This is a genomic window from Pseudoalteromonas lipolytica, from assembly GCF_003515105.1.
In the GTDB taxonomy this organism is placed as follows: domain Bacteria; phylum Pseudomonadota; class Gammaproteobacteria; order Enterobacterales; family Alteromonadaceae; genus Pseudoalteromonas; species Pseudoalteromonas lipolytica.
The window spans coordinates 3,323,645-3,348,614 of the sequence record NZ_CP032090.1; the positions used below are offsets into that span (position 1 = coordinate 3,323,645).

Sequence of the window (24,970 nt, forward strand, 5' to 3'; positions counted from 1 at the left end):
CAAAAAGATTGTCTATTCTACCTGAAATGACAAAAAATAAAAAAGGGACTTTCGTCCCTTTCTGTCATAAAAACATCAATATTCCGGTTTATTTAGTTAAAAACTGTAAACCAACGTTAATGACGTTTCAGTATCTGTATTTTCTTTGTCGTCAGCTACATCAGAGTTGTGAGTAATGTTGTACGCCACTTTCATTTGCAGTGAACCATTAATTTTAGCAAGAATGGCTGACTCAGAACGTGTTTTGGTGTTGGTATCACCGTACTCCACAGAAACTAGCTGAGTGAAACGCGCACTGTCTGAAATTTGCCAATTGTAGTCAAGTTTACCTAACGCAATTACTTCACCTTCGCGTTCACCCGCAAGTGAGTTACCGTTTTCGTCAACTTCTGTGCTTGTGTCTGGGTATTGGAAGTATTTATAACCTGGACCCACTTCTGCATTTAACCACATATCAGAACGGTCGATTAATCGTAAACCATAACCCGCTGAAACTACAGTCTCATTACGGTAAGCACCAAAGTAATCAGATACGTGCGAACCGTAAATGAATAAGTGTGAGTGCTTTTCGTTTAGCTTGTAGTTACCCTGTGCAGAAAAAGAGTACTTTTCGTTAGTACGCTGTGTTTCTTTAACACCGGCATCATTTTCGATCTCGTCTTCTTTATAAAGACCATCAAGCTTATATTCGTTATTCCAGCTCTCAAGGTTATGTAATACCTTTATGCCACCTTTTAGAGTGGTTGTTTCTGTATTACCGCTGGTTATGATGGCACCTAACTCACTCGTAACGTCCCACGTTTTCGTTTCATCGGCTGCGAATGCGCTAGTTGCAGCAGATGCTGCAACTAGAATTGATAAAGCTTTTAATTTCATTAAAAAATAACCTTTACTACTTTTAATTAGACAATTTAGTCTTCTTTGTGCAAATGAACGTCCATTTGCGGGAATGGAATAGTGATGTTTGCATCATCAAGTGCAATCTTAATGTTTTCCATTAAGTCGAAATATGTTGGCCAATAGTCAGCAGAGTTAACCCATGGACGAACCACAAAGTTTACGCTTGAATCGGCAAGTTCAGATACAGCTACTGTGTATGCAGGATCTTTTAATAAACGCGTTTCTTTGTCTAGTACTGACTTAAGCACTGCTTTTGCTTCTTTAAGATCAGCGTCGTAACCAACACCAATTACTAAGTCGATACGACGTGTAGACTCACGTGAATAGTTAACAATTGCATCGCCCATGATTTTTGAGTTAGGCATTACAATTACTTTGTTGTCTGGTGTGCGCATTTCTGTAGAGAAAATTTCAATTTTCTTAACAGTACCCGCTTTACCGCCAGCTTCAACATAGTCACCTGATTTGAACGGACGAAGTAAAATAATTAATACGCCAGAAGCAAAGTTAGATAATGAACCCTGAAGTGCTAAACCAACAGCTAAGCCCGCAGCACCTAAGATAGCAATGAATGATGTTGTCTCGATACCTAGTTGAGATAGAGCCATTAAGATTGTTGCAGCAAAAACGATTGCATAAACAATGCTCGCTACAAATGAACCTACCGCTTTATCTACTTTTTTCTTATCAAATGCTTTTTCAGTTAACCCTTCGCAGAATTTGGCGATGCGGCTACCAATAAAGAAGATAATTAGCGCCAGAACAGCCTGAACGGCGTAATGTATTATTAAATCTGAATTCTCATTGATCCAGTTCATTATTGTATCCATGTTCTCTCCTGAAGTTCATTTTTAGCGTAACGCTGTTGAAATTATATATGATCTTTGGTTAAAAAATCATTAAATAACATGCAGATTAATCAATGAGTGATTGCTTAATTGCAAAAGCGAGAGTCTAGCCCCCGAAACTGAACGCCAGCTGACCAGTGTTAAGTTTCTGAAATTTCTTACTCTTTCAACTTTTTTATCTTTTTTTATATTTAGGGGTTCACAAGCCCACGTTAATTATGTAATATGCGCGCCACACCAAACATGGTGTATCTCAGTGGCGGCTGTAGCTCAGTTGGTAGAGCCCCGGATTGTGATTCCGGTTGTCGTGGGTTCAAGCCCCATCAGTCGCCCCACTCCCCCCCTTTTGTATTTCTTTTGTTGTTCCTTTATAGATTTGTTCTTAGCTTAGTTACCCTAGCATTATTTTATTTCAATTTTTAGCCTTTGTTTTTAACTCTCTGTTTTTATTCAGCACATCTTATACATTTCACCTTGCTTATTTTTAACCATAAAGCTATTTAAAAAGTTGCTGCGCAAACGCGCCATGCAAGCATAACGCCTACGGTTTAATGTAGGCGTGAAATTTATTTCGCGCGAAGAGGTTATAAGCAACGAGCATCGAAAAGCGAGATACGAGCTAGTACAGCTAAACCGAGGTGGGTGTTTAATGTCGCTGAATAGGTTTGCTTTTCGGCGTTAAAACGCCTCCTACGTGTGTCGTGTGCATTTTTTGTAGGAAGGGCTTTAGCCGTGAAAGGGTTTTAAGCTACGAAGTACGAGCAGCGAGGTGCGAGCTAAATCGAGGTGGGTGTTTAATGTTGCTGAACAGGTTTGCTTTTCGGCGTTAAAACGCCTCCTACGTGGGTCGTGTGCATCTTTTGTAGGAGGGGCTTTAGTCGTGAAGAGGTTATAAGCAACGAGGTACTAGATGCGGGGTGCGAGTTACGAGCTAAATCGAGGTGGTTGTTTAATGTCGCTGAATAGGTTTGCTTTTTCGGCGTTAAAACGCCTCCCACGAGTGTCGTGTGCATCTTTTGTAGGAAGGGCTTTAGCCGTGAAAGGGTTATAAGTAACGAGCATCGAAAAGCGAGATACGAGCTAGCACAGCTAAACCGAGATGGTTGTTTAATGTTGCTGAACAGGTTTGCTTTTCAGCGTTAAAAAGCCCCCCACGTGTGTCGTGTGCATCTTTTGTAGGAGGGGCTTTAGCCGTGAAAGGGTTTTAAGCTACGAAGTACGAGCAGCGAGATGCGAGCTAAACCGAGATGGTTGTTTAATGTTGCTGAACAGGTTTGCTTTTCAGCGTTAAAAAGCCCCCTACGTGTGTCGTGTGCATTTTTTGTAGGAAGGGCTTTAGCCGTGAAAGGGTTTTAAGCAACGAAGTACGAGCAGCGAGGTGCGAGCTAAATCGAGGTGGGTGTTTAATGTTGCTGAACAGGTTTGCTTTTCGGCGTTAAAACGCCTCCTACGTGTGTGATGTGCATCTTTTGTAGGAGGGGCTTTAGCCGCGAAAGGGTTATAAGTAACGAGCATCGAAAAGCGAGATACGAGCTAGTACAGCTAAACCGAGATGGTTGTTTAATGTTGCTGAACAGGTTTGCTTTTTCGGCGTTAAAACGCCTCCTACGTGTGTCGTGTGCATTTTTTGTAGGAAGGCTTTAGCCGTGAAAGGGTTTTAAGCTACGAAGTACGAGCAGCGAGGTGCGAGCTAAATCGAGGTGGGTGTTTAATGTTGCTGAACAGGTTTGCTTTTCGGCGTTAAAACGCCTCCTACGTGTGTCGTGTGCATCTTTTCTAGGAAGGGCTTTAGCCGCGAAAGGGTTATAAGTAACGAGCATCGAAAAGCGAGATACGAGCTAGCACAGCTAAATCGAGGTGGTTGTTTATTGCTGAATAGGTTTGCTTTTTCGGCGTTAAAACGCCTCCCACGAGTGTCGTGTGCATCTTTTGTAGGAAGGGCTTTAGCCGTGAAAGGGTTTTAAGCTACGAAGTACGAGAAGCGAGATGCGAGCTAAACCGAGATGGTTGTTTAATGTTGCTGAACAGGTTTGCTTTTCGGCGTTAAAACGCCTCCTACGTGTGTCGTGTGCATTTTTTGTAGGAAGGGCTTTAGCCGTGAATTTTTAAAGGTAAGTTGCTGCGCAAACGCGCGATGCAAGCATAACGCCAACGGTTTAAATAAGACAAAAAAATGCCACCTTTCGGTGGCATTACACACGGGATTATTTCTATTTACTAGAAATGCTTTACATCAAGTGCAAGGCCGACGATTTACTCGTCTTTACCTCACGCTTTTTAATTACTTCCAACTTTTCATTTTATGCCCTTTCACAGCATAGAAAAGTATGAATAAATAACAAGGCAACATCACAATATAAGCCATTTGTTGCGCCTCGGCACTTTTAACGCCGCCACTTGCCAGGCCCCAAAATAACGGACCAAATGCACCGCCGGCAATACCCATAACAAGCAAGCCCGATCCCACACTGGTAAGCTTACCTAAGCCCGAAAGCGCTAGCGGCCAAACTGCTGGCCAAACAATTGCATTGGCAAAGCCTAGCACAGCAATCAGCAATAAGGTATCAGGAAGTACCGATTTTAGGCCAAGCAATGTAGAAATAAAGACCGATTCATTACTGCCTGTTACTATTGCAAGCGTTAACACACAGCCTAACAGCGCTGAAATAGTCAGTGCTGCCTGCTGAGACAACACACGTGGAATCAATAAGATACCTAAAAAGTAACCAAGTACCATACAACCCATGGTGTATGATGTCATCACACTGTATTGCTCAACACCCAATGACAGAGCAAAGCTACCAATGGTGTCACCAGCAATTACCTCGACAGCCACATACACAAACAACGCCACAATCCCTAACGCAAGGCTCGGATGTGCCAATGCTTTTTTAACTTGCCCAGGCTGCTGTTCATCAGCATCATCAATTAGTTCCGGTAACGGCATTTTGGTCACTGCGAAGCCAAGTATACCAATAAAAAGTGCCATCCCTAAATACGGTAATATTAAGCCATTGGCCATGGCATCGATGTCAGCTTGGCTGAGCTCTTTACCAACAAACCCTTTAAAATCACTCAATATGAGTGCGGTAAACACAATCGGGGCTACAACCCCTGCACCTTTATTTAAAATACCCATAACACTTACGCGGGCTGCGGCTGATTCCTCGGGACCAATTCTTACCACATACGGGTTCACCGCTGTTTGTAGTAATGTTTGACCCGCGCCCATAACGAGTTGCGCAAATAAAAACAGTGCAAACACTTGTGTTTTTGCAGCAGGAATAAATAACAACCCTGCAACCATCATGGTTGCCATGCCAAGGGCCATACCATTTTTGTAACCCACCTTACGAATAATCATCGCTGATGGAATCGCAGTGAATGTTACCGCGATATAAAACGAGAAAATAATCAACGACGCCTGAAACGGCGAAAGCTGCAAAACTTGCTGCAGGAAAGGCATTAAAGAGCCATTTAACCAAGTAGCAAAGCCTAAGATAAAAAACAGCGTGGCAACGATAGCCATAGGTATTAGGCTGCTTTGTTTATTCGTTTCTGACATGGTAATTCCCATTCATAGCATTGACTCAATTTATCAACGCTATTTGTTCAAGATGATTATAAATACGTTTGATGAAATATTTATAACACTAACGCAACAAAAATGACAGCGCTGCCATTAAACTGACATCAAATTGTAGTCATAATACGATGCCTTTCGTTAAAAGCAAGATAATAAAAAAGGGCCAAAGGCCCTTTTAGTTTGCTTGTAATCTATTAATTTACATAGGTTATTCGGCTTGTTTGCTGCGAATTTAAACGGCTACGCAAGGCTACATTCGCATCATTTTCAACACTGATCGGATCAGCATAAAGCTGCCAATTTTTTCCATTATCTAGGCTGTATTCAATGCTTAAATAGTTAAACGCTGTGTTGGCTTTTAACGTACCATTTTCAATAACAGCTCCCGGCACAGGTAAATGCAGATTGATACCATCTTGGGCCAGCTTTTCGAGCTCTTTTAAACCCACAGCGCTTGAGAATTCAGCCCAGTCTTTCGCTTGCTTTTTGGTATCGACATTTTCACCTTCCCACTCAGCTTTGTGCCACGCACGTTCTGCAACTGACAAAATACGCGGAAAAATCATCGCTAACACCTGATCTTCAGTGCGGATAGTTTCAGACCACACCTGACCTTGCATACCCAGAATATTTTCAGGTTTCTCAAGCTTAGGTAACGGGCGACCAACCAAGGCTTCTAAATTAACAATTGGCTCGCGAGTACGGGTATAGTCTGCGTTCGCGTATACATCGTCTGGCATGTAGTTAAAGGTTTTTTTAGTATCGGTGTAACGGGTTGCCCAATAATAACCACGCTCTTCTGGGCTGGCTTCATAGGGATGATCGAAATATAAGTGCGTGCCATGTGATAACACCACTTGGTAGCCGGCATTTGCTAACCGATATGCTCTGTCTGCAACGCCCCACTCCCAAATATTATCCCATGTATTAACCGTAAAGGTTTTATTTGGGAATTCATCACGTTTAAATGAATTCTCACGGTCATACATGATGCCGTCTTCCCAAATTCCCGGGGAAATACCGCGCTTTTCTAATAGTGTCGCGACGCGTTGCGTGAAATATGGTTTAAGATCAGCGGGGCCCGACACGCCATTACTCGGCTCGGCAAATAACGCCTGACAAACAGGTGAGCCAATCCATGAACCAGCCCCCACTTCATCACCACCAATGTGTAGGTTTGTCAGCTGTACGCCCGCTTCGCGGTACATTTGTTGTAATTCATACGTTACTTTATCTAAAAATGCATAGGTTGAATCCATACAGACATTCATCGAATTATCTTTGTAATTTTGTACCGTCATATACACTGAGGTATCTTTCGGATCGGTCAGTAGATACTGTGTTGCAGGACCCATATCCACTTGTTGTATTTCTTGCTTGGCCGAGCCAGTTTTTATATTGTTTTTAGCTGCTTTTTCGGCTTGTTCGAGCATATTATGATAACGTGCCTCCATCGCTTTTATTGAAGCACGCGCATGCCCGGGTCCCTCTACTTCAGGGATGATCTGAATATGGCGATCTTTTGCGTATTTTAACAGTTCAACAAATTCTTCGCGTTTTAAGTAACCATTACCCGAACCTGTTTTAAATGGTCCCGTACCTAGCTGCGTTAATAAACAGGTGCGCTCTTCTAAATCAAAACAACGGTATCCACCTACCTCGGTAAGCTCCGGTAGGCCAGGTATTTCGAGTCGCCAACCTTCATCTTCAGAAAAATGCCAATGTAGCTTATTCATTTTATAGCGCGCCATTTGCTCAACGAGCTTAAACATGGCTTCTTTACCGTGAAAGTTACGGCCATTATCGTAATGCATACCACGCCAGCCATAGCGAGGTGAGTCTTCTAATTCAAGCTGAGGTAAGCTTGCTGAGCCTTGGGTTGCTGCTGGCATCAAATTAAGCACACTTTGCATCGCATAAAACACACCAGCATTATCACTGCCGACGATGTTAATGACTTCATCATCAATTTCGAGGGTGTAGCTTTCAGCTTTACCGGCATTCAGTGCAGGGTCGACTTTAAGACGAATAAGTTTCTCTTTACCAAGGTTAATATGGTCAGGCTGCGCTTTAAGGCTAATACCATAGTCATCTTGTAAGTCTTGCATAAACACCATTACTTCGTGCTTGAGCTGACCTTGATAACTAATTTGCCAATCATTATTGATGGTTGTTGTACCCCGGTTAAAGTCAACTTTGCGTGGTTTTGGAATAATGCGTTTTAGTGCATCTTCTTTACTTACAGCAACGTTATCTGCATTGTTTCTTTCAAAACGTACTTTAGGCGTTGCAAGCACAGATAAATCTTTCGGCTCGTTATAGCGGTATAATTGGTTATCGCGCGTAAAAGGCATTACAAATTGTTTAAAGTCTTCGGTATCTGTGTTTGCAAATACCGCTGGCTTATTTTTTCCTGAAACAAAAAATGCACGCGGCATAAAATCACTGTAAGCAACAACCCATACTTGTGCATCAAAAGGCAGTTCTAGGCTTTCACCCGCTGCTAACCCTTTAAAGCTGCTCGTTGGCACTATACGGTGTAAGTCACCATTAACATGTTCAATATTTAAGCCTGCGACATGTTCGGTCGAAATTTTACGAACAGAGTGAATATAAAGCTGCCAATCACTTTCACCCGCAGGCAAAGCCACGTCAGAGCGATTATTAAGCGTAATTTGACCTAAGAACCCCGCGTCTTTATTACGGAAATTATCTTCTACCGAAAATAGTAATTCAGTGTCTTTAGCAAAGTGATTAACCTGTGATTGCGTCAGTGTCGCATGTGCGACTACAGGTGATGCTACCAGTATCGCGGCGAGTATTGACCTCTTAAAATCCATTACTTTCTCCTCGTTTAAGCCCTGAGTTTACGGTATTTATTCCGTAATATTTGTCATTTTTGTTTATTATTCATACCTATCATATAAAAACTAAAATGACAGCGCTATCATTTTATTAAAAATAAGCGGGTAGCTTCATCGTAGGAAGCGTTTTAACGCTAATTTTATTAAATAGATGTTGCTGCGCAAACGCGCCATGCAAGCATAACGCCTACGGTTTGTTGTAGGCGTGAAATTTATTTCGCGCGAAGAGGTTGTAAGCAACGAGGTGCGAGATGCGAGATAAATAAGCTTCGAGATACGAGTTGCGAGGTGCGAGCTAAACCGAGAGGGGTGCTTAATGCCAGTTAATAGGTTTGCTTTTCGCCGTTAAAACGCCTCCTACGTGTGTCGTGTGCATCTTTTGTAGGAGTGGCTTTAGCCGTGAAAGGGTTATAAGCTTCGAGAAGCGAGGTGCGAGATGCGAGCTAATACAGCTAAATCGAGAAGGTTGTTTAATGCCAGTTAATAGGTTTGCTTTTCGGCCTTAAAACGCCTCCTACGTGTGTCGTGTGTATCTTTTGTAGGAGGGGCTTTAACCGCGAATTTTAAAAGAGATGTTGCTGCGCAAACGCGCCATGCAAGCATAACGCCTACGGTTTAATGTAGGCGTGAAATTTATTTCGCGCGAAGAGGTTGTAAGCAACGGGGGCGAGATGCGAGATAAATAAGCTTCGAGTTGCGAGGTGCGAGGTGCGAGGTGCGAGCTAAATCGAGATGGCTGTTTAATGCCAGTTAATAGGTTTGCTTTTCGGCGTTAAAACGCCTCCTACGTGTATCGTGTGTATCTTTTGTAGGAGTGGCTTTAGCCGTGAAAGGGTTATAAGCAACGAGTTACGAAAAGCGAGATGCGAGATGCGAGCTAATACAGTTATACTGAGAAGGTTGTTTAATGCCAGTTAATAGGTTTGCTTTTCGCCGTTAAAACGCCTCCTACGTGTGTCGTGTGTATCTTTTGTAGGAGTGGCTTTAGCCGTGAAAGGGTTATAAGCAACGAGCATCGAAAAGCGAGATACGAGCTAATACAGTTATACTGAGAAGGTTGTTTAATGCCAGTTAATAGGTTTGCTTTTCGGCGTTAAAACGCCTCCTACTTGTGTCGTGTGCATTTTTTGTAGGAGTGGCTTTAGCCGCGAATTTTAAAAGAGATGTTGCTGCGCAAACGCGCCATGCCAGCATAACGCCTACGGTTTGTTGTAGGCGTGAAATTTATTTCGCGCGAAGAGGTTATAAGTAACGAGATGCGAGATAAATAAGCTTCGAGAAGCGAGGTGCGAGATGCGAGCTAAATCGAGATGGCTGTTTAATGCCAGTTAATAGGTTTGCTTTTCGGCGTTAAAACGCCTCCTACGTGTGTGATGTGCATCTTTTGTAGGAGGGCATTTGTAGGAGGCGCTTTAGCCGCGAATTTTAAAAGAGATGTTGCTGCCTAAATGCGCCATGCAAACATAACGCCTACGGTTTGTTGTAGGCGTTAAATTTATTTCGCGCGCAGAGGTTAAAGCGGCTTTTAAATCTTCATACAAAGATACTTCTCTTCTAGATACTCATCTAAGCCTTGATGACCACCTTCACGACCCAGGCCCGACTGTTTCACACCACCAAATGGGGCAACTGGGTTTGAGATAAGCCCTTCGTTGATGCCTATCATGCCGTATTCAAGTGCTTCACTTACGCGATAAATTTGCTTGATGTTGTCACTGTAAAAATAAGCAGCTAAGCCATAAGGCACATCATTGGCAAGTTTCAGTACTTCTTGTTCGTTATCAAAGGCAATAATGCTGATTACAGGACCAAACACTTCATCATGATAAATATCCATCTCTGGGGTGACATCAGTCAAAATGAGTGGCGCTTGAAAACTGCCCTCAAGCTCCTTATTATCGCCAATTAAAGAAGCCCCTTTGTTCACCGCATCTTCGACTAAGCTTTGTACCTTCTCTTTTGCTTTTGGGTAAATCAATGGGCCAATATCCACCCCTTCATCAAGGCCATTGCCTACTTTTAACTCTGCTACTTTGTCAGTGAGTTTTTCAAGCACGGTTTCAAGCACTGAGCGCTCTACAAAAATACGGTTTGCAGCGACACAGGTTTGCCCTGCGTTTCTAAACTTCGCGCCCATGAGCCCTGTAACGGCGTCATCTAAATTGGCATTTTCAAAAATAATAAAGGGAGCATTACCACCGAGCTCCATCGATGTGTTCTTAATTGTAGAAGCACACTGAGCGAGTAATTGCTTACCGACCCCAGTTGAACCTGTGAAAGTAAATTTACGTACGCGCTCAGACTCTGTCATGATTTCGCCGACCATTTTTGCGTTTTCAGATACCACCACATTTAAGGCACCTTTCACGAAACCGGCTTTATCAGCGAGATATGCAAGTGCAATTGCACACAATGGCGTATGCTCAGAAGGTTTAATAACAAAGCTACAGCCTGCCGCATATGCGGGGGCAACTTTACGCGTGATCATGGCAATCGGGAAATTCCACGGTGTAATACCTGCCACCACACCCACGGGCTGTTTTATTGTTGATAAACGATGCTGACTATCCGTCGCAGGAATACTATCGCCGTAACTGCGTTTGGCTTCTTCGCTAAACCATTTAATAAACCCGGCGCCGTACTCCACTTCACCCAATGCTTCTTTTAAAGGTTTACCTTGCTCTTTGGTCATTAACTCAGCAAGTTGTTGTTTATGCTCAATGACTAAGTCGTACCAACGTCGCAACGTTTCACTGCGCTCAGTCGCCGTTGTTTGCTTTAGTTTGCTAAAGGCTTCGTCGGCACTTTTTATAGCCAGTTCAACCCCGGCTTTATCAATATTAGAGACATGGGTAATCGCCTCTGCGGTTGCGGGATTATCGACACTAAAACGCTGGCTTGTAGAATAAAAGTCACCGTCGATAAATGAATCAGAAAAAACCAAATCAGACATAGAACCTCCAAGTTAAAGACACTAGAAATCAGAAATCTGACGACTATCATCTGAAATCTACTATCTGACAGCTAAAAAACAAAAAACCGCTGTAGAGACCAAGCAACTACAGCGGTTTTTAGGTATTCAAAGCCGTTAAGAATTAATGCTCTTCATTAACGATATTGAGATTATACTTTGGAATTTCAACCACAAGATCTTCATCTTTAATGATTGCTTGGCAACCAAGACGTGACTCTGGTTCAAGTCCCCATGCTTTATCTAACATGTCGTCTTCTAGCTCATCACTTTCGTCTAAAGAGTCAAACCCTTCGCGAATAATTAAATGACATGTCGTACACGCGCATGATTTTTCACAGGCATGTGGGATGCTAATGCCATTTTTAAGCGCAACATCTAATACAGTTTCGCCTGCAGGTGCTTCAATTGCTGCGCCTTCTGGGCATAACTCTTCGTGTGGAAGAAAAATAATTTGTGGCATACCTTACCTCGTTAAACTTCGTCTACTGACTGCCCTTGCAGCGCTTTTTTAATTGATGCGTCCATTCTACGCGCAGCAAACTCGCTACTTGCATTATCTACAGCTTCAATCGCTGCTTTAATTTCTGCCGGTGTTGTGGCACTTTCGCGTACCGCAATAAGTTTAGCAATTTCTGCTTTTAATACACTTAATTCTTGTTCATCAAGCAATTGGCTATCGGTTGCGAGTGAGGCTTTAAGTGCTTCAACAACACGTAATGCTTCAACTTGCTGCTCTTTGAGCATTCGCGCTTCCATGTCGTCTTTGGCATTTGTCATCGACTCTTTCAGCATATTAGCAACTTGGTCATCCGATAAGCCAAATGAAGGTTTTACCTGTATTTCAGCTTGCACACCAGTTGATTTTTCCATTGCTGATACGCTCAATAGACCATCTGCATCAACTTTAAAAGTAACACGAATATGCGCAGCACCTGCCGCCATAGCTGGAATGCCCTTTAAGCTAAATTTAGCCAGCGATCGACAATCATCTACTAATTCACGCTCGCCTTGCAGCACGTGTAATGACATCGCCGTTTGACCATCTTTAAAGGTGGTGAACTCTTGTGCACGTGCCACCGGGATTGTGGTGTTACGTGGAATGATTTTCTCGACCAAACCGCCCATGGTTTCAAGACCAAGCGAAAGTGGTAATACATCGAGCAATAACATGTCTGAATCAGGCTTATTACCCACTAACACATCTGCTTGCAGTGCAGCACCAAGGGCCACAACGCGGTCGGGGTCAATTGAGGTCAGTGGTTCTTTATCAAAAAATGCCGCAACTTGAGAGCGTACAATCGGCATGCGGGTAGATCCACCCACCATAACAACTTGCAGTACTTCTTGGTTTTCGATGCCGGCATCTTTTACCGCACGTCGGCACGAGCGAAGCGTTTTCTTTACAAGTCCTAGCGCCAATTCATCAAAGGTTTCGCGCGTTACTTCAACTGTGTAGCTTTGGCCATCAAACTCTAAGCCAACGTTCACTGTTTGGTATTGGCTTAATGCTTCTTTACAGGCTTTTGCTTTATTGATGAATAAACGTAAAACCGATGCCGATAACTCGTTAACACCCGTTTTCTGCTTAAAGTAGTCAACCAGTAATGAGTCGAAATCGTCACCACCTAGGCTCGAATCACCGCCTGTCGCCATGACTTCGAATACCCCTTGATGCAGGCGTAAAATAGAGATATCGAAAGTACCGCCACCCAAGTCGTAAACTGCAATAATGCCTTCTTGACCTGAGTCTAGGCCATAGGCAACTGCCGCCGCTGTTGGCTCGTTGAGTAAGCGTAAAACATTAATACCCGCAAGTTCAGCCGCGTCTTTAGTGCTTTGACGCTGTGCATCATCAAAGTACGCTGGCACAGTGATCACGGCGCCCATAATATCTTGGCCGGCAAAGCTTTCTTCAGCACGTTGTTTTAAGGTTTTTAATATTTCACTTGATGCCGACACCGGGCTGATTGGGCCAGCAACAGTGCTAATGGCAAGTGAGCCATTATGTTCACAAAACTGATACGGTAATTGACCGTAACTTTGCTCAATTTCGGTTTGTGTTTTGCCTAAGAAGCGCTTCACTGAAATGAGTGTATTTGCTGGGTCTTGTGTAGCCGCTGCAGCCGCTTGTTCACCCACTAATATGCTGTCTGCTTGGTACTGAACAACCGACGGCAGCATTGCATTACCTGCAAGGTCTGTTAGTGTGCGAGCTTCGCCACTTTGGACAGTCGCAACAAGTGAATTTGTTGTACCTAGGTCAATACCCACTGCCAATTTGTGCTCATGTGGTGCCGCGCTTTGCCCCGGCTCAGCAATTTGCAATAATGCCATAATGCTCTTTTAAACTCTTAAATAGCTGTTAAGTTACAACTAACGATTAATCATCAAATAAACTGTCTTCAATTCGCTCAAGTTCTTCGCGTAGTTTATAAACAAACTTTAACTTACGAATATTATCCGCCGCTGCCTGCCATTGCTGTTCATCATTGCTTGCTAGCTGAGCAGCCAGTTCGTTGCTGTATTGCGTGTCTAACTGTTTAATTTGCGTTTCAAACTGGGCAATTGCTGCATCAGGATCTGCGGCATTTTCAAGCTCTTCGAGCTCTTCTCGAAGCTCCATTTGCTGCATTAAGAATAGCGGATCTTGTAATGTTTGTTGTTCAGCACGAATATCAACGCCCAACTCACTAAGCATGTATTCAGCACGCTTTACCGGGTGCTTTAACGTTTGTAATGCATCATTGATTTCAGCCGCGTTTTGCACAGCAAGTAGTTTGTCGCGGCTACTAGCACTGGCATGACGATCTGGATGAACTGCACGTTGCAGCTCGAGGTAGTGTTTATTAATAGTCGCTAAATCAATGTTATAGTCTACTGGAATCGCAAATAACTCAAAGTAACGCATTACATAATCCAACTCGGTAAACAGAAAAAGAACAAAGCCCTACACAGGTAGGGCTTCAAGCAAGGAAAACGTGCTAGCTTAAACGGTAAAGCTTTCGCCGCAACCACACTCATCGGCCTGATTTGGGTTGTTAAACTTAAACCCTTCGTTCAAACCTTCTTTAGTGTAATCAAGTTCAGTGCCGTCTATGTACACTAAGCTTTTTGCATCAACGATTACTTTCACACCGCGACATTCAAAAACTTCGTCGCCATCTGCTAACTCATCAACAAATTCAAGAACATAAGCAAGACCTGAACAGCCCGTCGTTTTAATGCCTACGCGAAGACCAATGCCTTTACCGCGATTTGCTAAAAATGATTCTACGCGGTTTGCTGCCGCATCTGTCAATGTCACTGCCATGAATTTATCTCTTACTTCGCTTGTTTGCTTTTGTAATCAGCAATCGCTGCTTGAATCGCGTCTTCTGCTAAAATTGAACAGTGAATTTTCACTGGTGGTAATTCAAGCTCTGCACTGATATCAGTGTTTTTGATTGTTGAAGCTTCGTCTAATGTTTTACCTTTCACCCACTCTGTTACAAGTGAAGAAGAGGCGATTGCGCTACCACAACCATATGTTTTAAATTTTGCATCTTCAATAACACCTTCTGGTGATACTTTAATTTGCAATTTCATTACGTCACCACACGCAGGTGCACCCACCATACCTGTTGCAACAGATGGATCATTTTTGTCTAAAGAACCCACGTTACGTGGATTTTCAACATGATCGATTACTTTATCACTATAAGCCATAATACTATCCTCACTACCTGCTAGCGGCGGCGATCACTGATTAGTGATGCGCCCACTCAACTGAATCTAAATCAATACCTTCTTGATGCATTTCCCATAAAGGAGACATCTCACGTAAACGGCCAATCGAGTTTTTGATTAGTTCGACGGTATAATCAATCTCTTCTTCAGTCGTAAAGCGGCCAATGCTGAAACGAATTGAGCTGTGTGCTAATTCGTCGTTACGGCCTAACGCACGTAGTACATAAGAAGGCTCTAAGCTTGCTGAGGTACAGGCTGAACCTGATGAAACAGCAATGTCTTTAACAGCCATTAATAACGACTCACCTTCAACAAAGTTGAAGCTGATGTTTACAATACCCGGAACTGACTGACTTGGTTCACCATTGAAGTAAACTTCGTCCATATCAGCCATAATGCCATCAACCAAACGCTTACGAAGTGCGCTGATATGTGCATGGTCTTTTTCGAAATCTTCTTTTGCGATTCTAAATGCCGCACCCATACCCACTAATTGGTGAGTAGCCAGTGTGCCTGAACGCATACCACGCTCATGACCACCACCGTGCATTTGTGCTTCTAAACGAGCACGTGGCTTACGACGAACATACAATGCGCCAACACCTTTCGGGCCATATACTTTGTGGCCAGAGAACGACATAAAATCAACTTTTAACTGTTGCACGTCGATAAGTACTTTACCTGCACTTTGTGCCGCATCAACGTGGAACATAATTTTGCGCTCACGGCACATTTCGCCGATTGTCGCGATATCTTGGATAACACCTAGCTCGTTGTTAACGTGCATGACACTAACAAGTACCGTGTCGTCACGCATAGCGGCTTCAAGCTTTTTAAGGTCAAGTAAACCGTTTTCTTCAACGTCCATGTAGGTTACTTCAAAACCTTGACGCTCTAATTCACGACATGTATCAAGCACTGCTTTGTGCTCTGTTTTAACCGTGATGACGTGCTTGCCTTTCTTTTTATAGAACTGTGCAGCACCTTTAATGGCGAGGTTATTTGATTCTGTAGCACCTGAAGTGAAAACAATTTCACGTGGATCAGCGTTAATCAGATCAGCAATGTCTGTACGCGCTTGATCAACCGCTTCTTCTGCTTGCCAACCAAAACGGTGTGAGCGTGATGCAGGATTACCAAAATTACCGTCCATAGTCAGGCATTGCATCATTTCTTTTGCCACACGTTCATCAACAGGCGTGGTTGCTGCGTAATCTAAATAAATCGGTAACTTCATTTCTCTCTCCGCTTTCGTCAAGCTACAGTTGACAGCTTACTTGAATGTTTTCCAGTTGCTTAATTGCAGTGTTGATGCTGTTATCTTGGCGCGATGCGACTTCTTTCACATCTGATTTTTCTACCAATTCAGCAAGGGTAATACTATTTAAAAAATCTTCGATACGCGCGCTTAAATCTGACCACAATGTATGAGTCAAACAGCGCATGCCACTTTGGCAGCCACCCGTTGCACCATGGCAGCGAGTTGCATCAACAGACTCATCAACGGCATTGATAACATCGCCAACAGAAATTTCATTCGCGCCACGTCCTAATAAATATCCACCACCTGGGCCACGCACAGAAGTCACAAGGCCATTTTTACGTAAACGGGCGAATAATTGTTCGAGGTAAGACAACGAAATTTCTTGTCGCTCAGAAATATCGGCAAGGGGCACTGCACCCACATTTGTATGGAGTGCAACATCCAACATGGCGGTTACTGCGTATCTGCCTTTTGATGTTAACTTCATGGAGCCCCCGATGTTACTGCACGCTAAGGTGTGCAAATTTTAATTACCAGACCAAAATAGTCAAGTATTATCACGTGATAAAAATTGATACTTGCCATTGATAAAACCGAATACCCGACTAAATTGGTCAAGTACTATGTCTATTGTAATTACCTGAGTAATTTAGTCAAGTATTATGCTTATAACCTGTGATTATTTTATAGACTTATTAATTGAAGTCAGAATGCCGCGTAAGATATTCATTTCGGCTTCTTCTGGGCGCGCACGATTAAACAAACGACGTAATTTAGTCATCACCATACCTGGGTGCTGTTTGATGATAAACCCGGTGTCGTTTAATGTTTGCTCTAAATGCTCATAGAACAACTCAGTTTGTTTTGCGTTAGGGTAAGTAACGTCGTCTTGTTCTTGCTGTTTTGGCTGGGTGTTTAAATACGCCATACGTGTTTCATAGCACAGAGTTTGTACTGCCATAGCAAGGTTTAATGAGCTGTATTCTGGGTTTGCAGGAATGCACACATGATAGTTACACTGTTGTAACTCTTCATTGGTTAAACCGCTATTTTCACGACCAAACACGAGTGCAACCGGGCCATTCGCCGCTTCTGCCACTAATTTTTCACCACATTCACGTGGCTCAACCATCGGCCAAGACAAGGTGCGCGAACGAGCACTGGTGCCAATCGTTAAACTACAATCAGCAATCGCATCAGCAAGGGTATCAACAACCACGGCTTTGCCTAAAACATCGGTTGCACCTGCAGCAAGCGCACTGGCATGACTATCAATTTCACATGCAGGGTCAACAAGATAAAGGTTTGATAAGCCCATCGTTTTCATAGCACGTGCTGCTGAGCCAATATTACCAGAATGAGATGTGTTAACTAATACGATACGAATATCATCAAGTGTCATTGCGTTGTTACTTACTGAATGTCAAAAATTGCGCGAATTCTACCATGAAAGCTATTCTGGAGGCTATACAGATCACGCGATCAATCAGTATTGATCACAGATCATGGGCGGTGCTAGGGGTTTTTCTTTTACTAGTACATCCTTATTTTTAGTATCAGATTTATGTATGAAACGCCCCGTATAATTTTTAGCTTTTAAAAATAGTCAGATAGAAATTTAATTTAAAATCAGTTCAGTACAAAAAACAACCAAAAGTATTTCCGCTTTGTTGTTTACTTTGCAGTAAAAACCGCTAGAATACGCCGGCTTAAATATATTCGTTCTTTTACAACCCAAAGGTAATGCTATGCATCCAATGTTAAACATTGCGGTTCGCGCTGCGCGTAACGCAGGCAAAATTTTACTTCGCGCAAGTGAAGACTTATCAAAAGTTGATGTACAACAAAAAGGCACTAACGATTTAGTGACTAACATCGATAAAGAAGCTGAAGCCGCAATCCGTGACACTATTTTAAGATCTTACCCTGATCACTGTATCGTTGGTGAAGAACTAGGTGAGCACAAAGGCAAAGATGCAGATTACCAATGGATTGTTGACCCACTTGATGGCACAACAAACTTCATCAAGGGTATCCCTCATTACGCAGTATCAATCGCACTTAAAGTAAAAGGTCGTTTAGACCAAGCTGTTATCTATGATCCAATTCGTGGTGAATTATTCACAGCGTCTCGCGGTCAAGGCGCACAGCTTAACAGCAAGCGTTTACGTGTATCAAAAACTAACGAGTTAGCAGGTTCTATTCTTGCTACAGGTTTCCCGTTTAAACAAAAGCATCACTTAGACGCATACTCTGAGGCATTCAAAGCTTTATTTATTCACACGGCTGATATTCGTCGTGCAGGTTCTGCTGCTCTTGATATGGCGTATGTTGCAGCTGGCCGTGTTGATGGCTTTTTCGAAATTGGCCTTAAACCTTGGGATACAGCCGCTGGTGAGCTTTTAGTTAAAGAAGCGGGCGGTATGGTTGTTGATTTCGCAGGCGGTATTAACTACAACCAAAGCGGCAACATTATCTGTGGCGCGCCTAAATTAACACAAGCAATCATTCGTGAAATTCGTCCAGTATTAACTGAGTCACTACTTCGCTAATGACCCATTAGTTCTAACGCGTGATTAGCATGACAAAAAGGAGCTACGGCTCCTTTTTTTGTGGCTGAAAATAGTCATTCTCCAACTTTATTTCTATGGCACTCTTTTCTGTAAACGGCAGACCGGCTAAGTCTTCAGCAAAGTAACTGTTGAACAGCTGATCAAACTCACCTGAGCTTTTCATCGCGTTTAAGCCTGTTAATAATACCTCGGCTAGCTCTGGCTTGTTATTGCTAACAAAAAAATAAAAAGCGCTCGGGTAGCTAATATAGACATTGGGCACAATCGCCAGTTGCTCACTATTTATTTGCTTAAGCTCTGAAGTCACCTCGATAAATGAACGCGGGAAGTAATCAACCCGGCCACTTATAACTAAGTTAAACATTGCTTGATAATTCGCCAGTGGCCGAACCGCTAAGCCATTTTGCGCCAATATTTTTGTATCAGGCCAGTCATGACCTTGTATAGCGGTAAACGCCATTAAGTCTTGTTTAGTTTTTACCTCTTTAAACCGCGGTAAAAATTCACGTTTTGTAAGCAGTGCGCGTTTACCGATAAACCCTTTAAATAAAGGGACTGGAACAGCAATCGCTAGATGCTCTCGCTCTGGGCTGGTCATACTCCAGTAGACATCGGCTTGGTTTTCGTCGAGCATGAGTAATGTGCGCTGTTGATGAGGGTGCACCAGTACTTCGTTTATAACGGTGGGATACTTTGCGGCACGAAACGCTGCACCTAGCAGCGCGTGTAAATAATGATCGCGCTGATACAAGGGACGTTGCTCTATGGCTAAGTTCACCACATTTTTGGCATCAATAGGCAGGCTGCATCCTAGGCTTAGCACAACAAGGATTGCACTACATAGTCGCTTCATTATTATTATTCTTAACGTGTTTTTTTAACCTACACTGGCTTAGAGTGAGACACAAGTGAAATTGGCCGAACTCAAATTTTCTTCATAACCCGATTTGCAGGGTGTCATCGCTGGCGACACTTAGCCTCACCACTGCCGGGGCCGGACAACGACGCTTACAAACAAATAAGTGACTCGTTTTGAAGCGTTTGGCCTCTTTTTTCGCATCAGTTGCGAGTGCTGCAACTTGGTGGCTATTAATGCATTGCTCAAGGTCAGGTTTAACGAGACCAATCGACAGCGTTAGCAAAGGTACAAACTGTTTTTTACCTTCGCGGTTACTCGCCCAATACCCCCCTTGCGAGATGTGTTCAGGGGTAAAAAAGGCGCGTGATTTTTCTTCAAATTCTGAAATGATCGCATGGCACCTATGCTCTGCATCGTCTTTATCGAATACCACCATAAAATCATCGCCACCAATGTGACCAACAAAGCCTTTGCTTTTGCTACAAACATCAACGATCACTTCAGCTAATAATTTGATCACACTGTCGCCACTGGCGTATCCATATAAATCATTAAATTGCTTAAAGTGATTTAAATCGACATACGCTAACGAAAACGCATAACTATTGCGCAGCCTTAATTCGATGGCTTCATTTATTGCCACATTACCGGGTAGCATGGTCAATGGATTTGCGTGTTGAGCGTGGCGTATTTTTTCTTCGGTGATGTGTTTGAGAATATTACGCAAAGGTGCCAATCCTAAGTAGTCGCCGTTGCGTGTTATGACGATATGGCGGCGAATATCGAATTCAAATTCGGTGATTTGTTGACTAACCGTATCAAGCAATTCGTTTTCATCGACCACTAGCGGTTGCTTATCCATTAGTGCGGTAACAGGCTGCTTATCATAAAGCGCGTGACCATAAGGAGCTGCAAACACCTCGGTAAGTTGATCCCTGTGTAATAAGCCTACGGGACTATTTTGTTCAAGGACAGCAAGACTGGTGAGTGTTTTATCTTGCTCAAAAATACTGTGCGCATCTTTACATCGGGTATTCGCCTCAATACTGGCATGCTCAACAGCAAGCCAACCGATAGCCATTGATTGTTCAAAGCTGCTGCTGTTGTCTGATGATTCAAGGTGTTTTAAGCAATGCAGATTAATTTGGTAGCTGGGCTGTAAACTCGGTCTTTCTAATAAAAAGCCCTGTGCATGCTGCACTCCTAAACTTTCGAGTAAACGTAACTCTTCTACGCGCTCGATACCTTCGGCAATCACTTGGGTATTCGTGGCTTTAGCCAATACAATGATTGATTTTAGAAACTCTTTTTTCACCACACTTTGGTCACAGTGATCAATAAAGTAGCGGTCAATCTTTACAAACTCAGGGCATAACTCAGACCACTGCTTTAACCCCGAATAACCTGCCCCTAAATCATCAATGGCAATTGAAAAGCCTAATTGACGATAATGCGCGATGGTCTTTAACAGTAAACATCCGTCGTCTACTTTTTCTTGTTCAGTTACTTCAATGACAACGCGATTAGCCGCCAGCCCAAAATGTTCAACTAGGTGTAATGTTTCGCCTTTAGGATGACATGGGTCGAGCAGTGTTTTAGGGCTGACATTTAAGAACAACTTACCTTGCAGGTTGAGCTTAACAAAGTTTTCAATGGCTTTACTGCGACACAAAAGCTCAAGTTCTGAAATTTTATTGCAGGCAATTGCAGCAGAAAATAAAGCGCTGGGCATCTCAAGTTCAGAGCTTTTTGGCCCCCGACTTAAAGCCTCGTAACCCAAAATATGTTGATTAGAAACATCAAAGATGGGCTGAAACAGCGTTTTAATGTCACTGTTTTCTAATATTCGCTGTAGTTGTGCACTCACCTTTCACCTAGTTTCTGTCATACAAATAGATGACTAAATTAGCAATCTAGTATGACAATTTTATGGCAAGCGCTGCGCTTCATTCACCTCTTGTTCATTTATTCCCACTAATTCCAATTGCTTAATGCGCGCTAAGCTATCGATCATTTTTAGTTCAGCCTGTTCAATATCAACATGATTCATTTGTTGTTGTGTCGTCATCGCCAAAACGGCTAACGGATTAAGTAACAGCTGTTGTATGTGATAACAGTTAGGCCCTGTAAAATCGGGTAACTCAGGTTGTAAATTAAGGGGCTCATTGTCACTAGAGATTGCTGTAAGCGGTGTGCTTTCAACATATTCAGTAATAGCGTCTAATGTCTGCTTACACTCTGGAAACACCTGATTAAACGCTAAAAATAATCCCTGTGATGAATGAACCAACGACAACAGCATGGATTTAACTTGCTGCGTATCTGACTGCCCTTGCAGTGCTGTCACAACCTGCCACGCCAAACTTTGGTACTCACCTAATTGTTGTTCTGGCGTTATTGTGGGTGGCTTTGGTGCTGACTCAGCTTGCTTGGCAACCTGTTGCTCTTTGCAACCGAGCAGTAAAAAAATAATAAATACATTACTTATTAGATACTTCATAATTTCTTCCATAAAAAAACCGCCCAAACAGGGCGGTTCTTTTTTAAGCATGGCTTATTAAGGCATAGGATCGAGATCCGCACCTTCTTTTTCGATTACTTCTGGAATTAAGTCTTCTTTACTTACACCCATTGCAATCGCCACTGCTGATGCAACATACACAGATGAGTAAGTACCGATGAACACACCAAATAGTAATGCTGTCGCAAAGCCGTGAATAGTTTGACCACCCCATACAAACAACGCAATCAATACTAGAATTGTGGTGATTGATGTTACAAGGGTACGATTCAATGTTTGCGTAAGTGAAATATCAATGATTTCTATGGTGTCATCGATACGCACTTTACGGAAGTTTTCACGAATACGGTCAGATACAACGATGGTATCGTTGAGTGAGTAACCTATCACCGCCAAAATCGCTGCTAAAATCGTTAAGTCAAACTCAAGATCCAGTATTGAGAATAAACCTAATGTGATAATAACATCGTGTAATAGTGCTGATACCGCGCCAACCGCAAAACGCCATTCAAAGCGAAATGCCACGTAGATCAAGATACAAATAAGTGCAGTTAACATGGCCAAGCCACCCTGCTCTTTTAAATCTTCACCTACACTTGGGCCCACAAACTCAATACGGCGCATTTCAACACTTGAATCAGTTTGTTTTAAGGCATCAATGATTTGGTTACCAATGACTTCTGCTTTCACGCCATCACCTTGCGGTGCAAGGCGCACAAGAATTTCTTTACTTGAGCCAAATAGCTGAACAGAGAAATCTTCAAAGCCACTTGCCGTAATTGCTTCACGTACTTTTTTCAGATCTGCAGGTTGTGCAAAGCCAACTTCAACCGCTGTACCACCGGTAAAGTCTAAACCGAAGTTTAAGCCTTTTGTAAAAAACGATACGAAAGAAGCCAAAATCAACAATGTTGATAATGTCATGGCAAACTTGCGGAACTTCATAAACGGGAGTGTTTTACCACCGAGTTTTAAGATTTGCATGCTGACTCCTAAATCGACAACTTATCAATACGCTTACCGCCAATAAACAAGTTGATTACCGCACGGGTACCAACAATGGCTGTAAACATAGAGGTGATAATACCAATCGCAAGTGTCACGGCGAAACCAGCAATTGGACCCGTGCCCACTGCAAACAGAATCACTGCTGCGATTAACGTGGTGATATTTGCATCAAAAATTGTGCTAAATGCGCTGTCGTAACCGAAATGAACGGCTTGTTGCGGACTACGGCCGTCGGCAAGCTCTTCGCGGATACGCTCAAATATAAGCACGTTTGCATCAACGGCCATACCCACGGTCAGTACGATACCTGCAATACCCGGTAAGGTTAATGCCGCACCTGGAATTAATGACATAACACCCACGATTAATACTAAGTTCGCACCAAGGGCAATATTTGCCACCATGCCAAACCCTTTGTAATAAACCAGCATAAATACAAGCACAAATGCAAAGCCTAGTACCACTGCCGTCATACCTGCTTCGATGTTTTCTTGACCTAGGCTTGGCCCTACCGTGCGCTCTTCTACAATTTGAATAGGAGCAACAAGTGCACCTGCACGTAGTAATAAGCTCAGATTATGGGCTTCAGCAGGGTTATCAATACCCGTGATTCGGAACGAACGGTCAAGACGTGCTTGAATTGTCGCCACGTTAATCACTTCTTCGACCTTAATTGGAGGAAGTGCTTTACCGTTTTCATCTGTTTTACCCGATGGCTTGTACTCAATGAATACGGTTGCCATGCGCTTACCAATCGCGCGCTTGGTGAACGCATTCATTTTTGCGCCACCTTTGCTATCAAGGCTAATGCTTACTTGCGGACGTTGATACTCATCCATTCCTGATTGCGCACCAGTGATGTGGCTACCTTCAAGAATAATGCGTTTTTTTAGTACCACAGGGTAACCGTCACGCGCCATGATCACTTCGGTGCCTGGTGGTACACGCCCTTGTAAGGCTGCACTTGGGTCAGCATCTTCGTCTACTTCACGGAACTCAAGCGTTGCCGTAGCCCCTAAAATTTCTTTGGCACGGGCTGTGTCTTGTACACCAGGAAGCTGTACGATGATACGCTCAGCACCTTGACGCTGAACGTTTGGCTCAGCAACACCGATTTGGTTGATACGGTTACGGATAATCGTTTCGTTTTGCTTGATAGCGTAATCACGAATTTCTTTAAGCTTTTGTTCGCTCATACTGGCGTAAAAAGCGTTATCACTGCTGCTATCATCAATGTACACATTGAGCGGGTAACGGGTTGATAAAAAGCGCTCTGCTGCGTCTTTATCTTCTTCGTTACGCATTTCAACACGTAAACGCTCGCTGCCAGCTACACGACGAATCGTGCGGTAACGCAGCTTTTCTTCACGTAAATCACTTTTAAAATCTTGTTCCATTTGCTCAAGCTGTGTATCAACCGCCGTCGCCATGTCGATTTCCATAGTAAAGTGAACACCACCACTTAAATCCAGACCCAGCTTCATCGGGTTACCACCCAATGCTTTTAACCACTCTGGTTGTGCTGGAGCCATGTTGATGGCAGAGATGTAATCTTCACTAAGGGAATCACGCAGTAGGTCTTGCGCTTTAAGTTGATCTTCAACATTCTTAAAACGTACAAGGATTTGTCCGTCTTCAAGTTTGCTTGATTTAACAGTAACGTTATGTTCTTTGAGGGTCGCATTTACTTTATCGAGTACGCTTAGGTCAGCATCAGTACCTTTAGTGCCCGATACTTGTATGGCCGGGTCACGACCATACAAGTTAGGAGAGGCATATAAAATACCAACGACTAACACAACAAGAACAAGTAAATACTTCCATAATGGAAACTTGTTTAACACGTG

At 43.0% G+C, this 24,970-nt stretch carries 19 protein-coding genes and 1 tRNA gene; 2 read left to right on the top strand and 18 right to left on the bottom strand.

Annotated features, from left to right (window positions below):
- Window positions 1-96 precede the first annotated feature (96 nt).
- Window positions 97-876, bottom strand: a complete 780-nt coding sequence (locus tag D0907_RS14910; RefSeq protein WP_036973284.1) for a DUF481 domain-containing protein — start codon at window positions 874-876, stop codon at window positions 97-99.
- A gap of 35 nt (window positions 877-911) precedes the next feature.
- Window positions 912-1,730, bottom strand: a complete 819-nt coding sequence (locus tag D0907_RS14915; protein ID WP_036973285.1) for a mechanosensitive ion channel family protein — start codon at window positions 1,728-1,730, stop codon at window positions 912-914.
- 277 nt (window positions 1,731-2,007) lie between these two features.
- On the opposite strand from D0907_RS14915, the gene D0907_RS14920 reads away from it, so the two are divergent.
- A tRNA-His gene (locus tag D0907_RS14920) sits at window positions 2,008-2,083 on the top strand.
- 1,946 nt (window positions 2,084-4,029) lie between these two features.
- Here the strand turns inward: D0907_RS14920 and nagP are convergent.
- The 11 genes from nagP to trmJ all read right to left on the bottom strand — a co-directional run bounded on the left by nagP (window position 4,030) and on the right by trmJ (window position 17,564).
- A complete protein-coding gene (gene nagP / locus D0907_RS14925; protein ID WP_371915643.1) occupies window positions 4,030-5,313 on the bottom strand; it encodes an N-acetylglucosamine MFS transporter NagP in 1,284 nt (427 codons plus the stop codon).
- Window positions 5,314-5,528: 215 nt separating this feature from the next.
- Complete coding sequence (locus D0907_RS14930) at window positions 5,529-8,174, bottom strand: family 20 glycosylhydrolase (protein WP_118844702.1); 2,646 nt, start codon at window positions 8,172-8,174, stop codon at window positions 5,529-5,531.
- A gap of 1,549 nt (window positions 8,175-9,723) precedes the next feature.
- Complete coding sequence (locus D0907_RS14935; RefSeq protein WP_036973287.1) at window positions 9,724-11,151, bottom strand: NAD-dependent succinate-semialdehyde dehydrogenase; 1,428 nt, start codon at window positions 11,149-11,151, stop codon at window positions 9,724-9,726.
- A gap of 142 nt (window positions 11,152-11,293) precedes the next feature.
- Window positions 11,294-11,632: an ISC system 2Fe-2S type ferredoxin gene (fdx, locus tag D0907_RS14940; protein WP_036973288.1), complete on the bottom strand. Its 339-nt coding sequence runs from the start codon at window positions 11,630-11,632 to the stop codon at window positions 11,294-11,296.
- Between the two features lie 11 nt (window positions 11,633-11,643).
- On the bottom strand, window positions 11,644-13,506 hold the full coding sequence (gene hscA / locus D0907_RS14945; protein ID WP_118844703.1) for a Fe-S protein assembly chaperone HscA: 1,863 nt from the start codon (window positions 13,504-13,506) through the stop codon (window positions 11,644-11,646).
- A gap of 46 nt (window positions 13,507-13,552) precedes the next feature.
- Entirely contained in the window at window positions 13,553-14,080 is a 528-nt protein-coding gene (gene hscB, locus D0907_RS14950; RefSeq protein ID WP_036973290.1) for a co-chaperone HscB, read from the bottom strand.
- A 78-nt stretch (window positions 14,081-14,158) separates the two neighbouring features.
- On the bottom strand, window positions 14,159-14,482 hold the full coding sequence (gene iscA, locus D0907_RS14955) for an iron-sulfur cluster assembly protein IscA (RefSeq protein WP_036973291.1): 324 nt from the start codon (window positions 14,480-14,482) through the stop codon (window positions 14,159-14,161).
- 11 nt (window positions 14,483-14,493) lie between these two features.
- Complete coding sequence (iscU, locus tag D0907_RS14960) at window positions 14,494-14,877, bottom strand: Fe-S cluster assembly scaffold IscU (RefSeq protein ID WP_036973292.1); 384 nt, start codon at window positions 14,875-14,877, stop codon at window positions 14,494-14,496.
- Window positions 14,878-14,917: 40 nt separating this feature from the next.
- A complete protein-coding gene (locus D0907_RS14965) occupies window positions 14,918-16,135 on the bottom strand; it encodes an IscS subfamily cysteine desulfurase (RefSeq protein WP_036973293.1) in 1,218 nt (405 codons plus the stop codon).
- A gap of 22 nt (window positions 16,136-16,157) precedes the next feature.
- Window positions 16,158-16,649: a Fe-S cluster assembly transcriptional regulator IscR gene (gene iscR / locus D0907_RS14970; RefSeq protein WP_036973294.1), complete on the bottom strand. Its 492-nt coding sequence runs from the start codon at window positions 16,647-16,649 to the stop codon at window positions 16,158-16,160.
- A 192-nt stretch (window positions 16,650-16,841) separates the two neighbouring features.
- A complete protein-coding gene (trmJ, locus tag D0907_RS14975; protein ID WP_074989227.1) occupies window positions 16,842-17,564 on the bottom strand; it encodes a tRNA (cytosine(32)/uridine(32)-2'-O)-methyltransferase TrmJ in 723 nt (240 codons plus the stop codon).
- 346 nt (window positions 17,565-17,910) lie between these two features.
- Between trmJ and suhB the strand changes: the two genes are divergently transcribed.
- Window positions 17,911-18,714, top strand: a complete 804-nt coding sequence (gene suhB, locus D0907_RS14980) for an inositol-1-monophosphatase (protein ID WP_036973296.1) — start codon at window positions 17,911-17,913, stop codon at window positions 18,712-18,714.
- 43 nt (window positions 18,715-18,757) lie between these two features.
- On the opposite strand, the gene D0907_RS14985 is transcribed toward suhB, so the two are convergent.
- The 5 genes from D0907_RS14985 to secD all read right to left on the bottom strand — a co-directional run bounded on the left by D0907_RS14985 (window position 18,758) and on the right by secD (window position 24,967).
- On the bottom strand, window positions 18,758-19,588 hold the full coding sequence (locus D0907_RS14985) for a substrate-binding periplasmic protein (RefSeq protein ID WP_118844704.1): 831 nt from the start codon (window positions 19,586-19,588) through the stop codon (window positions 18,758-18,760).
- A gap of 82 nt (window positions 19,589-19,670) precedes the next feature.
- The gene (locus D0907_RS14990) at window positions 19,671-21,461 is read right to left on the bottom strand and encodes a GGDEF domain-containing protein (protein ID WP_036973298.1); all 1,791 of its coding nucleotides are present in this window, start codon (window positions 21,459-21,461) and stop codon (window positions 19,671-19,673) included.
- Window positions 21,462-21,521: 60 nt separating this feature from the next.
- On the bottom strand, window positions 21,522-22,094 hold the full coding sequence (locus D0907_RS14995; protein ID WP_141687265.1) for a hypothetical protein: 573 nt from the start codon (window positions 22,092-22,094) through the stop codon (window positions 21,522-21,524).
- Between the two features lie 57 nt (window positions 22,095-22,151).
- On the bottom strand, window positions 22,152-23,099 hold the full coding sequence (gene secF / locus D0907_RS15000; protein WP_036973300.1) for a protein translocase subunit SecF: 948 nt from the start codon (window positions 23,097-23,099) through the stop codon (window positions 22,152-22,154).
- An 8-nt stretch (window positions 23,100-23,107) separates the two neighbouring features.
- Entirely contained in the window at window positions 23,108-24,967 is a 1,860-nt protein-coding gene (secD, locus tag D0907_RS15005) for a protein translocase subunit SecD (RefSeq protein ID WP_036973301.1), read from the bottom strand.
- Window positions 24,968-24,970 lie beyond the last annotated feature (3 nt).

Excerpts from the sequence above, each read along its gene's own strand:
- trmJ (WP_074989227.1), bottom strand. The coding sequence starts at position 17,564 with ATGACACTTGATGATATTCGTATCGTATTAGTTAACACATCTCATTCT.
- secF (WP_036973300.1), bottom strand. The coding sequence starts at position 23,099 with ATGCAAATCTTAAAACTCGGTGGTAAAACACTCCCGTTTATGAAGTTC.
- nagP (WP_371915643.1), bottom strand. The coding sequence starts at position 5,313 with ATGTCAGAAACGAATAAACAAAGCAGCCTAATACCTATGGCTATCGTT.
- D0907_RS14935 (WP_036973287.1), bottom strand. The coding sequence starts at position 11,151 with ATGTCTGATTTGGTTTTTTCTGATTCATTTATCGACGGTGACTTTTAT.
- iscA (WP_036973291.1), bottom strand. The coding sequence starts at position 14,482 with ATGGCAGTGACATTGACAGATGCGGCAGCAAACCGCGTAGAATCATTT.
- D0907_RS14910 (WP_036973284.1), bottom strand. The coding sequence starts at position 876 with ATGAAATTAAAAGCTTTATCAATTCTAGTTGCAGCATCTGCTGCAACT.
- iscR (WP_036973294.1), bottom strand. The coding sequence starts at position 16,649 with ATGAAGTTAACATCAAAAGGCAGATACGCAGTAACCGCCATGTTGGAT.
- D0907_RS14985 (WP_118844704.1), bottom strand. The coding sequence starts at position 19,588 with ATGAAGCGACTATGTAGTGCAATCCTTGTTGTGCTAAGCCTAGGATGC.
- hscA (WP_118844703.1), bottom strand. The coding sequence starts at position 13,506 with ATGGCATTATTGCAAATTGCTGAGCCGGGGCAAAGCGCGGCACCACAT.
- hscB (WP_036973290.1), bottom strand. The coding sequence starts at position 14,080 with ATGCGTTACTTTGAGTTATTTGCGATTCCAGTAGACTATAACATTGAT.
- D0907_RS14915 (WP_036973285.1), bottom strand. The coding sequence starts at position 1,730 with ATGGATACAATAATGAACTGGATCAATGAGAATTCAGATTTAATAATA.
- D0907_RS14965 (WP_036973293.1), bottom strand. The coding sequence starts at position 16,135 with ATGAAGTTACCGATTTATTTAGATTACGCAGCAACCACGCCTGTTGAT.
- suhB (WP_036973296.1), top strand. The coding sequence starts at position 17,911 with ATGCATCCAATGTTAAACATTGCGGTTCGCGCTGCGCGTAACGCAGGC.
- fdx (WP_036973288.1), bottom strand. The coding sequence starts at position 11,632 with ATGCCACAAATTATTTTTCTTCCACACGAAGAGTTATGCCCAGAAGGC.
- D0907_RS14930 (WP_118844702.1), bottom strand. The coding sequence starts at position 8,174 with ATGGATTTTAAGAGGTCAATACTCGCCGCGATACTGGTAGCATCACCT.
- D0907_RS14995 (WP_141687265.1), bottom strand. The coding sequence starts at position 22,094 with ATGAAGTATCTAATAAGTAATGTATTTATTATTTTTTTACTGCTCGGT.
- iscU (WP_036973292.1), bottom strand. The coding sequence starts at position 14,877 with ATGGCTTATAGTGATAAAGTAATCGATCATGTTGAAAATCCACGTAAC.